Origin of the sequence: Streptomyces sp. TRM68416, assembly GCF_014596915.1 — a bacterium.
Classification (GTDB): domain Bacteria; phylum Actinomycetota; class Actinomycetes; order Streptomycetales; family Streptomycetaceae; genus Streptomyces.
This window is the reverse complement of the sequence record NZ_JACVWU010000013.1, coordinates 175,798-189,926: the sequence shown is the minus strand read 5'-3', so window position 1 is coordinate 189,926 and position 14,129 is coordinate 175,798. Positions and strand designations below refer to the sequence as shown.

At 73.4% G+C, this 14,129-nt stretch carries 3 protein-coding genes and 1 pseudogene; all 4 read right to left on the bottom strand.

Going from position 1 to position 14,129, the window contains the following annotated elements; translation table 11 throughout:
• Positions 1–22: 22 nt before the first annotated feature.
• Positions 23–6,754, bottom strand: coding sequence for a type I polyketide synthase (locus ICC28_RS21875; RefSeq protein WP_188290352.1), 6,732 nt, complete (start codon positions 6,752–6,754; stop codon positions 23–25).
• Positions 6,751–10,890, bottom strand: a complete 4,140-nt coding sequence (locus ICC28_RS21870) for a non-ribosomal peptide synthetase (protein ID WP_188290351.1) — start codon at positions 10,888–10,890, stop codon at positions 6,751–6,753. Before ICC28_RS21870 ends, ICC28_RS21875 begins: the two co-directional genes overlap by 4 nt.
• 81 nt (positions 10,891–10,971) lie before the next feature.
• Complete coding sequence (locus tag ICC28_RS21865) at positions 10,972–11,730, bottom strand: class I SAM-dependent methyltransferase (protein WP_223189223.1); 759 nt, start codon at positions 11,728–11,730, stop codon at positions 10,972–10,974.
• A 635-nt stretch (positions 11,731–12,365) separates the two neighbouring features.
• Positions 12,366–14,018: pseudogene (locus ICC28_RS21860) on the bottom strand (glycoside hydrolase 43 family protein); the annotation flags it as partial.
• Positions 14,019–14,129 lie beyond the last annotated feature (111 nt).

Below are 14,129 nucleotides of genomic sequence, written 5' to 3'. Positions count from 1 at the left end.
TTGGCAGGAAGCGGGCCGACGCTCAAGGGAGTTGGGGCCGACCGGCCGCCAGGTCGGCGAGGGTCCGGTCGGTCAGTGCGGCGATGCGGGCCGCCGCCGGTCCGGTCAGGAGTGAGTAGTGGTGGCCGTCGACCGCCACCTCCTCGACCGGGCCGGACACATGGGGCCGCCAGCCCAGGCAGTCGAGGTCGAGGGCGTCGTCGACGCCCATGCCGACTCCGGCGTTGCCGGGGGAGGGCCCGGTGGCGCGGAACAGCAGCAACCGGGTGTCGGGGGAGGCGAGAGTGCCCGCCCGGTGGCTGCCCAGGGCGTGGAGGTGACGCTCGAAGACCCCCAGCCGTACGTCGGCGCTCTCCCGCGGTCCGATCAGGCCGGCCGCACGCAGCCGTGCCGCCACCGCGGACCGGGCATCGGGGGAGGGCAGGCCGAGCAGCCGCTCGGCCTCGTCCGTACCGAGGCCGAGGTCCATGTCGAGGAACGCCTCCAGCGAGCGCAGATAGCGCACGGCCGCGATCGCCTCGTCCTCGTCGGGCCCCGCTCCGCCGAGCGGCCTGGTGCGGTCCGGCACATTGGAGTCGATCATCACGAGGAGTTCGGTGCGCTCTCCCCGCCGCTCCAGCTCGCAGGCCATGGCGTGGGCGAGGGTGCCGCCCATGGACCAACCGCCCAGAAGGTAGGGACCGTCGGGCTGGTACGGGCGGATGGCCGCCAGATACCGGTCGGCCATCCCGGCGATCGTCCCGTCGCCGTCTCCTCCGGTCAGCGCCGGGTCGGTGAGCGCCACGATGGGACGCCCGTCCGTCAGCAGCCCGGCCAGCTCGCCGTAGCAGAGGACGTCGCCCCCGGAGGGGTGGACCAGGAACAGGGGGCGGTCGCCGTTGCCCTCCCGCAGCAGGAGAGCGGCGTCGAGGTCGGCGGGGACGGTTCGGCCGGCCGGCCCACGCCGCGGCGGCTGCGCGGGGGGATGCGCGGTCTGCGCCGGCTCCCGGAGTTCCTCCCAGGCGGCCGGACCCTGTGCGAGACGGCGCAGGTGGGCGACGTACGAGGCGAACGCCCTGTCCGCCTCCTCGGCGGGCAACTCGCTCTCCAGCACGTCCCACTGGAGCAGCAGCGCTCCGTGCTGTTCGAGGACCTGATGGTCCAGCCAGGTCTGCGGGGTGCTGCTCACTCCGTAGACCTGGGTCCCGGCCCAGTCCAGGTCGTGGCCGCCGCCGAGCGGCCCCGACAGGCCCAGGGCGCTGGTGAACACGACGGGCACGGACTCGGTGCGTCCGGTACGGGAGGACTTCTCCGCGAGCAACTCCAGGGCGGAGAACTCCCGGTGGTCGAGATCCTCGAAGAGGGAACTCTGGGCACGGGCAGCGGCATCCGCGAAGGAGGTGACGCCCGACCGGTCCACCGTGTGGAGCATCAGGGAGGTGAAGTCGCCGACGACCTCGTCCGCGCCGGGCAGGCCGGACGGCCGGTCGAACAGCGTCAGTGTGAGAGAGAACCTGTCCTGCCCCGACCAGTCGGCCAGGGCATGTCCGTATGCCGCGAGCAGGACGGCGGTCGGCGTCAGACCGCGCCCGGCCGCCTCCGCCTTGAGCGCGCCCCAGTCGTCCCGTTCCAGTCGTGCGCTGCGCCGCCCGAAGCGGGGCCGCGTATCGGCTTCCGGAGTGCGCAGGGGCAGCGCGGGAGCGCCGGGCACGCTGTCGATCCGCTCCCGCCAGTAGGCCGCGGCGCGAGCGCGCTCCGGGGACTCGGCGCGCCGCTCAAGGGCGGCCACGCACTCCTCGAAGGTCGTCGTCACCGGGGGCAGCCGGAGCTGCGGGTCCTCGTACAGGGCCCGCAGCTCACGGTCCCAGATCAGGTAACTCGCGGTGTCGCACACCAGCACGTCCACATTGACGAACAGCCGCACCACGTCCCCGGGCAGGCGGGCCGCCCTGATGTCGACGAGCGGCCAGCGGCCGGGACGCGGCTCCCGGCGGACCATGCGCGCGCGGATCCGTTCCAGCTTCTGCGCGCGCTGCTCCTCGCTCAGCGCGGTCAGGTCCTGAACCCGGATGCGGTAGCGGGGCACCCGGTCGAGGATCCGGTTGCGGCCCTCGGGGGAGACGACCGCGCGGAGCATCGGGTGACGGGCGATCACCCGGTTCCACGCCTCCTCGTAGCGTGCCGTGTCCAGGCCGGGGCAGTCGAACTCCAGGTGGAACGAGCACGGCACGTCGCCGAGCCGGTAGCCGCCCGAGCCGCCGACCCAGTAGGCGTGCTGGACCCGCGTCAGCGGGAACTCGCCGCTCGTGGAGGCCGGTTCTCTGCGCTCGGTCGGCGTTCCGGACCGCGGGGACACGGCGGAGCCCACGGGGATCAGCGGAGCGAGTGCCGCGATGGTGGGGCGCGCCAGCAGGTCCGGCAGACGCAGGACGACACCTCGTTCGTCGCGCAGTCTCGCCAGCATGCGGGTGGCCAGGAGGGAATGCCCGCCGAGCGCGAAGAAGTCCGCGTCGCGGTCGGTCACCGGGAAGCCGAGCAGTTCGGACCAGACACCGGCGAGCAGTTCCTCGGCGACGCCGTGGGGCGCCGACGATCCCTGCCCCGGGGTGCCGCCCGACGGCTCCCGGCCCGGTGCGACGGTCGGGACGCCCGCGGTACGGCCGGCCAGATCCGCCGGGGAGACGGCCAAGCACGCCGGGGCGCGGCCCTCCTCGGCGAGCACCAGGAGCCGGTCCACGGAACGCATGCCGTCCCGCAGACCGATCGAATGCCGCGAGGCGACGACCCGTTCGGTGCCGCCGGGGCCGATCCGCCAGCCGTCCCAGGCCACGCTGATCCAGCGGGTCCCGTCCTCCCGGTCCGCGTCCTCCCGGTCCTCCCGTTCGGCGAGGGCGTCGAGGAAGCGGTTGGCCGCGGCGTACGGGGCGAGGCCCAGGCCGCCGACGAAGGTGGTGGCCGACGACATCAGCAGCACGGTCCGGGGGCGCAGGTCGTCCGGCAGTCCGCGCAGGGCGGACCGCAGCGCCACGGCTCCCGACACCTTCGCCCGGGCGTGGGCCCGCACGGTCTCCTCCTCCACGGCACGCAGCGGGGCCACGGCGGCCGAGGCCACGACACCGGCCGCGTGGACCACGAGGCCGAGCGGGCCGTACTGCTGGGCGACGTCCCGGAGAAGGGCGGCCGTGGCCTCGGCATCCGCCGCGTCGACGGCCCGTACGTCCAGGACGACGCCGTCCTCGCGCAGTCGCCGTACGGCATCGGCGCGCTCGGCCTGCGGGCTGCCCGGCGCCGGGTCGGAAGCCAGTCCGGCGCGGCCGGTGACCACGACACGCCAACCGCCTCGCGCGAGATGACCCGCGAGGGCCAGGCCCACGTCACCGAGCCCACCGATCACGACAGCGGTCCCGCCGCCCCGCTGCGGTTCGGATGCCGGGGGCTGCCAGGGGATGACGCCGCGGACCCAGCGGTGGCCGCCGCGGTACGCCACCTCCGCACCACTCGGCTCACCGGCGGCCAGGGCCTGCGCCTCGGCGCCCACCTTGCGGACATCCGCAGGGCGTACCGGACCGTCCGGGAGGTCGAGGGCACGCCAGCGCAGCCCGGGGAACTCCTGGGCGAGGACGCGCGGCACGGCGAGTCCCGCCGCGCCGCCCGGCACCGGCCGGTCAGCGCTCTCGACGTGCTGGGCGCCCGTGCTGAGGTGCAGCAAGCAGGTGGTGCCGGCCCAGGGGGCGGCGGCCTGGGCCACTCGGGCGTAGCGGAGCACCATATCGGTGACACGCGCGGCGGGGTCGCCGTGCGCGTCGTCCCCGTCCGCGTCGCCCCCGTCCGCGTCGACCATGACGATCCCCGCGCAGGGCAGCGACGGCTCGGCGGCGGCCTCCTCCAGGGTGACAGGGCGGGCCCCGGCGGCCGCCAGTTCCTCGCGGACCGCGCTCGTCAACGGCGAGTCGGCAGCGCCGGCGACGAGCCATCGGCCTTCCAGCCGCCCGGGCGCGTCGGCGGGCGGCGTCCGATGCCACACCGGTACCTGGAACGGCTCGTCCTCGTAGGGCTCCTCCGACCCGGCCGTCGCGTACGGCACCGGCGCGCGGCCCGGCCGCGCCTCGTCGGGCGCGTCGATCCACAGCCTGCGCCGCTCGAAGGGCAGTCCCGGCAGGGCGATGCGTCGCCGTCCCGGCCGGTGCAGGGCGTCGGCGTCGAGCGGGACACCGTGCGTCCACAGCTCGCCCGCGGTCGCGAGCAGGGCCGCCCGTGCGCCGCGGGTGTCCTCGCGTCCGGGGAAGGTGGGCAGGGTGGCGACGACGTTCGCCGCGCCGTGCTGACGGACGAGCTGCAACAGGCCGCTGCCGGGGCCCACTTGGACGACGGCGGCCGGTCCCGTGCCGAGCGCGGTCACGAGGGCGTCGGAGAACCGGACGACGGACCGCAGATGGGGCACCCAGTGCTCGGCCCCCGGCGGCGAGAGGAGCAGTTGCCCGGTGAGCGTCGTGGCGAGCGGGACCGCCGGGGTGCCGGGCACGGTCGACTCGGCGGCGGCGCGCAGTTCCGGCAGCACGGGGTCGACGAGGCGGGAGTGCGCGGCCGCGTCCAGGCGGAGCCGGGCGGTGTGGACGCCGTCGGCGGTCAGACGCAGTTCCAGGGCGGCCACCGCCGCCACGGGGCCGGAGACCACGCAGGAACGCGGCGCGTTCACCGCCGCCAGATCCAGGTCCGGATGATCGGCGAGCAGCTTCGCGATCTCGTCCTCGGGCAGCGCCACGCTCAGCATCACACCACCGCCCGCCGTGCGGGACATGCCGCGGGAGCGCACGTCGACGAGGGCCACGGCATCACTCAGCCGGAGTGCCCCGGCCACGATGGCGGCGGCGTACTCACCCAGGCTGTGCCCGACGAGCGCGTCGGGCTCGACGCCCCAGGAGCGCAGGGTGCGGGCCGTGGCGAGTGAGGCGGTGAACAGGGCCGGGAGCCCGTACACAGGATCCCGCAGCAGGCGTACGGCCCGCTCGTCCGCGGGATCGGCGGCGAGCAGCGTACGAAGGCCGGGGCCTGTGCCGCCGTCCCGCGCGTCGAACAGCGCGGCGCACTCCTCGACCGTGCGGGCGAACTCCGGCTCCTCGTCCAGCAGTTCACGTCCCATGCCCGGGTACTGGGCGCCACCGCCGGGGAACGCCAGCACGATCCTGGGCCGGGTCGGCGGGATCGTGCGCCGGGGAGCGGAGGCGAGTGCGCGGCCGGTTCCGTCCAGCACCGCCGCGGTCCGGTGGGGCAGCTCGCCGCGGCCGGTGTGCAGCGTGTACGCCGCGTCGGCCGCGTCGGTGCCCTGCCGGTCCAGGGCGGTGGCCGTGACGTCGGCCAGGCGTTCCAGGGCCTCGCCCCGGTGCGCGGACAGCAGGACCAGCTGGGGACGGCCGTCGACGGGAGCGGGGGCCCGCTCGGGTGCGCTGCCGAGGACCACGTGGCAGTTGGTGCCTCCGATGCCGAAGGAACTGACGCCCGCGTGGCGCGGCCCGGTCCACTCGCGTGCTTCGTGCAGGACGGTGAACGGGGAGTGCTCCAGCTCCAGATCCGGATTCAGCGGAAGTGCTCCGAGCGAGGCGGGAAGCACGCCGTGGTGCAGTGCGAGCACCGTCTTGGCGAAACCGGCTATACCGGCCGCCGCGTTGGCGTGCCCGATGTTGCTCTTGACGGAGCCGAGGGCACACCAGGCAGGACCGCTTCCGCCGAACACCTTGCGCAGCGCGGCGAGTTCGACCACGTCACCGAGCCGGGTGGCGGTGCCATGGGCCTCGACGTAACTGACCATGTCCGGCGTGACGCCCGCGACGGTGAGTGCCTCGGAGACCGCGAGCGCCTGGCCGCGCGGTGACGGTGCCGTGAAGCCGGTGCGGTCCCCTCCGTCGTTGTTCACCGCGGAGCCGTGCAGCACGGCGAGCACCGGATCGCCGTCGGCCAGGGCGTCCGCGAGGCGGCGCAGGACGGCGACGCCCACCCCCTGGCTGTGCACGATCCCGGTGCCCTCCGCGGAGAACGTCCGCACCCGCCCGTCCACCGAGAAGATCCCGTCGGGCACATGGAGATAGCCCCTGCCCTGCGGAACGATCAGTGAGGAGCCTCCCGCGAGCGCCGTGTCGCACTCGCCCGCGAGCAGGGACTGCGCCGCCAGATGGACCGCCACGAGGGAGGTGGAGCAGGCGGTGCCCACCGCGAGTGCCGGTCCGGTCAGGGCGAGCCGATGGGCGACGTGCAGCGGCAGGTAGTCGGCCACGCCGGAGACCGCGGCCTGGAGGCTGCCCACCGGGTCGGCGGCGGAGTCCGCGTACCGGAGGGCGAGGTTGCGGGTCAGGTAGTCGCTGTGGGCGCTGCCGGCGAAGACCCCGACGGCCCCCGCCCCGGCGCCGCCACCGTGCCCGGCCCGCTCCAACGCCCGCCAGCACCCTTCAAGGAACAGCCTCTGCTGGGGATCCATCAGGGCGGCCTCGGAGTCGGTGAGGCCGAACGGCTCGGGGTCGAAGAGATCCTGCCCGTCGATGACTCCGCTGACCGGGACGTACGCCGGATTGCGCCGCAGCCGGTTCGGCAGACCGCTTTCGGCGAGTTCCTCCTCGGTGTGCCGGGTCAGCCCGCTGCGCCCCGCCACGAGGAGGTCCCAGAAGGCTTCGGTGTTCGGGGCGCCCGGAAAGCGGCAGTCGAGGGCGGTCACGGCGATCAGGTCGTCGTGCGGTCCGTCCGCCGCGCCCGGGGCGTAACTCTGTTCCGTACGCGACGTGTTCATCGGGTGGTCTCCCGGGCGAGGGCACGCGCGGCGACCCGCGAGGCCCGGCGTGGCGGCGGCAGGGCGGCGGCACCGGAGTCCGGGGGAGTGCCGGGGGCGGCACCGGCGTCCGGCGGCTCGACGGGTTCGGCCGCCAGATGCAGTTCGCTGATGCGGGCCGCGAGCGAGCCGACACCGGCATGCGCGAGCATGTCGGCCAGCTCCAGTCGCGGCGCGACGCTCTCGCGCAGCCTGCGATGCGCCAGGACCAGAGTGAGCGAGGTCGCGCCCAGGGCCGTGAACGTGCTGTCGGCCGCGACCGGACTCCCCGTCAGGTCGGCCAGAACCGACGTGACCGCGTCGAGCACGGCCCGGTGCCGCTCAGGGTCGGCGTGGGGCGCGGCGGGCGTGACCGGAGCGGCGGTGTCCGAGGACGGAGCGGGTGCGGAGACCGCGGCGGTGGTGTTGGAGGACGGGACGGGTGCGGAGACCGCGGGGGTGGTGTCGTACGAGGACGGGGCGGGTGCCGAGACCGCAACGGCGGTGTCGGACGAGGGGGCCGGCCCGGTGGTCGCCGCGTCGCCCGAGGGGGCGGCACGGTGCACGACCTCTGCCAGTCCCCCGGTACAGAGCCGTGGTTCGAGGCGGCCCGGCCCGGCCAGCTCCGTCACCCGGCGCAGCCAGTGCGCGGTCGCCTCCAGCGCCTGGTCGGGGGCGAGCCCACCGGGTCTGAGGACGATCGCGGCCTCAAGACCGAGCGCGGCGGCCTCGTCGAGCGCCTTGGCCGCCCATCCCGCCTCCGTCCGCCCGTGGTCTACGTCCCTGATGGGCCGCGGCTCGACGGCGACCGGTGGTTGCGCGGCCGAGGGCCGAACCCTGCTCCCGAGCTCCTGCCCCTGCCCCTGCCCTCGCCCCTGCCCCTGTTCCTTCTCCTGGTAGGGGTTCGCGAGTGCGGCATGGTCGATCTTGCCGTTGGCGGTGACCGGCAACTGCTCCAGGACGACGAACCGGCTGGGAACCATGTACTCGGGCAGCCGCTCGCGCAGCGCACCCGACAGTTCCTCCGCCGACGGGGCCTGGCCGGTCCCCTTCGGTGACAGATGGGCGACCAGCCGGGGCCGCCCGTCCGGCCCCGGAACGGAGGAGACGACGCACTGCCGGATGCGGGGGTGCCGCGCGAGCACCGACTCGATCTCGCCCAACTCGATCCGGTGTCCCCGGATCTTCACCTGCCGGTCGGCGCGGCCGAGGAACTCGATGTTCCCGTCCGTCCGCCACCTGCCCAGGTCGCCCGTGCGGTAGAGGCGGCGCCCGAGAACCGGGTGCGGGGCGAAGCGCTCGGCGGTCTGGACGGGATCGCCGATGTAGCCGCGGGCCAGCCCGTCGCCTCCGATGAACAGTTCCCCCGCCTCGCCGACGGGGCACGGAGCACCCTGCTCGTCGAGGACGTGGAAGGACTGACCGCGCAGTGCCCGGCCGTAGGGAATGCTGCGCCAGCCCGGGTCGGTGTGCCGCACGGGGTAGGTGATGGACCAGATCGACGCCTCGGTCGCGCCTCCCAGGCTCATGAACTCGGCCTGCGGCGCCAGCCTGCGCAGCCGTTCGGGCAGAGTCAGCGGGATCCAGTCGCCGGACAGCATCACCAGGCGGAGGGAACGCAGGGCCTCGGCGGCGACTTCCGGCTCGAACTCCGCGTACTCGACGAGCATCTCCAGGAGGGCGGGGGCGGTGTTCCACACGGTGACGCCGTGACGTCCCGCCTGTTCGAGCCAGTGCTGCGGGTCACGCTGCCGTGCGGGGTCGGGCAGCACCAGGGAGCCGCCCGCGCCCAGGACGCCGTAGATGTCGAAGACGGAGAGGTCGAAGCTGAGCGCCGACAGGGCGAGGACGCGGTCGTCGGCGGTGATGCCGAACCGGTCCACGATGTCGTCGATGGTGGTCCGGGCCGCCCGGTGCTGGATCTCCACGCCCTTGGGAGTGCCCGTGGACCCGGAGGTGAAGATCGTGTAGGCGAGGTCGTCGGGGCTCGGTGTCTTCGGATCCGGCGCGGTGTCGGGGACGGCACCGCCCGCGGGCCTGCCCGCGGCGTTCAGCCGGTGCACGGTGACGCCCGGCGGCCAGCTGATCTTCACTCCGCGGCCGACCAACGCGTGCCGGACACCGGCCCGTTCGCAGACGGCCGCGATCCGGGCGTCGGGCCAGTTCGGTTCGACGGGCAGATAGCCCGCGCCGGAAGCGCTGACGCCGAGGACGGCTGTGATCTGCGCGACGCCCTTCTCGCAGGCCACGGCGACGAGGTCGCCGGGCCCTGCCTGATGCGCGGCGAGATACGCGGCCGTGGCGGCGGCGTTCTCCGCGAGCCGGCCGTGCGTGACGGCACCGGACGGCCCGTACAAGGCGGGCCGCTCCGCGTACCGGTGGGCGGCCTCCTGCACGGGGGAGTGCAACAGCGGTCCGGTGTCCGGGAACGGTGCGACGGCGAGCGGCTCCTGCGGACGGAAGGCCGGGTCCCAGCCCAGCGTGCGGTCCTGCCACGCGGCGCTCTCCGCCAACTGCCGCAGCAGCCGGACATGGGCGTCCAGCAGGGCCTGTACGTATCCGTCGGGGAACGCCCCGTCCACGGAGTCCCAGGCGAGGCGCAGCCTTCCGCCCTCGTCCCAGACGATATGGTCCAGCAGCACCTGCGGGGTCTGGGAGATGCCGAAGACCTCCTCGCCGATCCAGGCGGCGGGCGGCTCGGCATCCCCGCTGATGCCCACCCCGCTGGTGAACACCACCGGACAGCGGGGAGCGGCGGGGGAGTCGGAGCCCCGGCCGGACACGATGTCCCTGAGAACCTCGACCCCGGAGACGGAACGGTGGTCCAGGTCTTCCCAGAAGCGGCGGTTGACCTCCCTGGCGTAGCCGCTGAACCCGTCCCAACTGCCGGGCGTGAAGGGCGGCGTGGCCACGAGCGCGGTGGTGGTGAAGTCGCCGACCACGTCAGCGGCCTCGCCCCCTGTCTCGGGCCGGTCGAACAGCGTGGTGTTGAGGCACATCCGCTCGCCGGCTCCCCAGCGGCCGAGCACCACGGCGAAGGCGGCGAGCAGGGTGGCGGTCGGTGTCACTCCGGCTTCCGCGCTGCGGGCACGGATCGCGGCCCAGGTGGGCGCGTCGAGAGTGGCGCCTTTCCGTACGAACCGGGGTGGCGTGGTGTCCTCCGGCGCGCGCAGCACGGGCAGCCGTGGGGCGGGAGGAAGGTCGGCGGCGCGCTCGGACCAGTAGGCACGGTCCTGTCTGCGCCGCGCGGCCCATTCCGGATCGCTCGCACGGTCGCGCTGAACACGGGCGAAGTCCGTCGTGGGGAGGGGAAGCCGCGTGGCCGGGTCGGCGACGAGCCGCCCCCACTGGCGCATCAGCAGCATCCAGCCCGCGAGATCCGTGATGAGGACGTCCACCCCGACGTGGAGCCGTGTCCTGCCGTCCGGCAGCAGTGCCGCATGGAGGTCGAAGAGCGGCCAGGTGCCGGTCGGCCGCACCTGGTGGGAGCGCTCGCTGCGCAGTACGGACAGCGCCCGGTCCGTCTCCTCCGGCGCGACGTCGCGAAGGTCGCTGACGCCGATCCGGTAGGGCTCGACGTCGGTGAGGATGCGCTGCTGTCCCCGTTCGTCCACGGTCATGCGGAGCATCGGGTGGTGCGCGATCAGCCGGTTCCAGGCCGCTTCCAGGCACTGGAGATCTGCGACGGGGTCCTCGGCGACGCGGTCGTACTCGTAGTAGTAGAAGGTGGCGACGCCGCCGAGCGGCAGCCCTTCCTCCCGGCCGACGAAGTAGGACGCCTGGACCGGTGTCAGCGGGAACGGGGCGTCGTCGTCCGGTGAACTCTGCGTCGTCTCAGGGGTGTTCGTGTCCGGCGGCGCGTCTCCACGTACCTGTGCGGCCAGTCGGTTCGCGATGTCCTCGGTGGTGGCGCCGTCGAGGAAGGCCGTGAGGGGGAGGTCGGCGTCGGTGCGCTCACGGATCCGGCGACGCAGCCGGACGGCGGTGAACGATTCCAGGCCCAGGGCCGACAGGGGTGCGCTCGGGGTGATCGAGTCGCTCTGCACGCCGAGCACTTCGGCGACGCACTCGACGGTGCTCGCGAGGATGTCTTCGGCAGGGGGGACGAACTGGCTCATCCGGACTTCGCTCCGTAGATCCGTGGATGACGTGGGGGCGTGCGGGAAGGGTTCAGGCGCCGGATGCCGGGGCGCCGGGCCCTACTCGCCTTCGCGTGTGAGGAGGTGGAGCCCGAGAGCGGGATCACCGGGTCGCATGACGAGTCCGGCTTCCGAGGCCTCCTCGGCCAGCTCGCTCTCGCTCGCCACCCACCAGCGGTAGTCGACCGTCACCTCCGACAGCGGAAGACCGTCCCGCAGCACGCGGTAGTCCATCCGCCAGGTGACCTCGTCGTCGCCCGAGGGCTCCGCGCTCGCCCACCCCTCGTAGTGCAGTGCGCCCACGGTCGCCGTAGCCATCCGGGTGCGCGGAACGCGCTCCGGCCTGACGGGCGGGCTGACATTGACGATGAGGGCGCCGCCGGGAGCGAGCCGCCGCGCGGCCGTCGTCCACAGGGCCCGCCGCTCGGCCGGAGGCAGGTGGCCCAGCATGTTCAGCGCGACGATCGCTCGCAGACCGTCCGGCAGGGAGACGTGTGCGGCGTCCTCCGCCAGCACCGTGACCCGGCCCCGGAGTTCAGGGGCGTCATGGACGCGGGCCAGGAGCACCGCGCGCATGGGGGCGGAGGGTTCGACCGCGAGGACGGGCGCGTCGCCCGGCAGCGCGGCGCAGATGGCGGCGACCCCACGGCCGGTACCGGCCCCGAGATCCACCACCGGTCCGGCATCGGCCTTCACCTGGTGGAGCAGGCCGGTCAGCGCCGGAGCAAAGGACTGCCAGGCTCCGGCCATCAAGAGGTCCAGGTACTCGGCGGAGCGTTCGTACGGATCCAGCACGGTCAACCTTCCGGGGCTGTACATAAATACGATTGTCATTTTCATCTAGAGTGCTGCAGAGTTCAACCCCCGAACGCGTCGATCTTGGTGAGACCCGACTTCCTCAAGGCGCAGCCCGGCGGCCCTGGCACGCAGCGCGCGCAGCACGAAGCCGGCCCACATCCGGCGGATGTGGGCCAGGGAACGCGACCGCCCGGAGCGCGGGGCGATCGGGGTGACTCGACCGGTCTGCTGGGTGGTGGTCAGCCGTTGACGAGGTCGAACGACTCGGCGGGGCCGATGGTCGTGCGGTTGGCGGTGAGTTGGTTGGTCCCGCTGGTCCCGGTGCTGACGTACTGGTTGTTGGCCTGTGCGCGCAGGCTGATGGTGCCGTCGGTGTTGTTGACGCGCTGGAAGGTTTCCCAGGGTCCGACGGCGGTGCGGTTGGCGATGAGGGCGGCTGCGCCGGCGTTCTCGGCGCAGACGTACCGGCCGTTGACGCGGGCGCGCAGTGCGACGGTGCCTGCGCCGAGGTCGATCAGGTCGAAGCGTTCCCAGTCGCCGAGGGCGGTGCGGTTGGCGACGAGCGGGTCGGCTCCGGCGTTCTCGGCGCAGACGTACCGGTTGTTGGCCCGGCAACGGAGACCGACCACGGACGTCGGGTTGTCGGTCGCCTGGGCGGCCAGTTCGAAGCGGGTGATGCGTACGGCGCCGCCGAGGGCCTGAGTGGCGTGGTTGAAGAGGGCGAAGCGGTAGCCCATGAAGAACTGCCAGTCGTTCTTCAGGGTGAACCCGGGGCCGAGACGGGTGTAGTTGGCGCCGTCGGTGCTGTAGGAGAAGAGGGCTTGGCGGCCGGCGCCCGGGCGGATGTCGGCGGTGGCGCGCAGCCATATGCGACCGCCGGAGACGGCGGTGCCGGCGACTTCGGTGCCGGTGCTGGTGGTGTTCCAGTTGCTGTCCATGGTGATGTTGTTGACCATCACCACTCTGGTGGCGCCGTTGTCGCGTTTGATGCCGATCCAGGCCGAGGAGTCGCGCAGCAGGGCGAGTCCGGTGCGGTCGCCGTCCCGCATCGCGGAGTAGTCGAGTGCGACGGTGGCCGTGGAGGTGGGGCCCTGGATCCGGTGGGTGAGGGTGTTGCGGGCCCAGTAGAGGTCGCCTGTGACGGTGGCGGTCCGCAGGGTGAGTCCGTTGTCGACGGTGTACTTGGTGGGGTCGGGGTTGTGGTTCCACTCCCACTTCGGTTTGAGGGCGGTACCGGCGAAGGTGTCGACGCCGGTGAGGGGCTCGACCTCGCGGGGTGGCGGGGGCAGGTCGGGGGCGGCGTAGGTGGTGCCCCAGGCGCCGTTGACGAGTTGCAGTTGGGGCCAGCCGTCCGCGGTCCAGGTGATGGGCGCCAGGACCGGGACGCGGCCGCCGGGGTAGGCGTCGACGAAAGCCATGTAGTACCACTGGCCGTTCTGGGTCTGCACGAGTCCGCCCTGGTGGGGGACGCCGCCGCCGGGAATGGGGCCGGGCAGGTCGAGGAGGAGCTGCCGCAGCGTGTACGGGCCGAAGGGCCCGGAGGTGGACCGGAGGATGTACTGGCCGTTGGCGGGGCGGGTCAGGAAGATGTAGTAGTTCCCGTTGATCTTGTAGAAGCGGGCGCCTTCCAGGGTCCCGATGCTGGACGGCGTGCTGAAGACCTGCTGTGCGCGGACCTGAGTGCGCGCGTCCGCGGAGAGTTGGGCCACGCTGATCTGGGTGTTGCCGTACGCCACGTACATGGTGTTGTCGGTGTCGACGAGGAGCCCGGCGTCGAAGTAGGTGGGCAGGGTGGTGTGCTGGGTCCAGGGCCCTTCGACGGTGGAGGCCGTGTAGATGTACGTCCGGGCGAAGTCGATCTGGCCCAGCCAGTAGAAGGTGCGGTTGCCGGGGCGGTAGGCGAGGGACGATGCCCAGATGCCGCGGACGTAGCCGCGCCCGCCGTTGAGGTCGTACTTGGCGCCGAAGTCCAGGCGGGGTACGGAGTGGCCGGCGAACTCCCAGTTGACCAGGTCGTAGGAGCGCAGGATCGGCGCTCCGGGGGAGTAGTGCATGGTGGAGGCGGAGTAGTAGTAGGTGTCGCCGACGCGGATGATGTCGATGTCCGCGAAGTCCTGCCAGATGACGGGGTTGGCGATCTGCGTGGCGGCGGGCTCGACGGACGGCGCGGCTGCCCCGGGGTGCGCGGCGGACGCGGTGGCGGCGCGGGCCGTCGTGGGGTGCGCCAGCGGTGTCGCGGCTGCCGCGGCGAGGCCGGCCGCGGACGCGAGCACCCCTCTGCGGCTGTGGGGACGGTTGAGCCAGGACATGGGCGGTTGTCTCCTTCAGTTGGCTGGGCGGAACGCCGGCGGGCCGAGGAGGTGAGTGGCTCGGGCAGGGTGTGCGGTCCTCGGACGAGCACGGCCTCCCACGGAATGGCG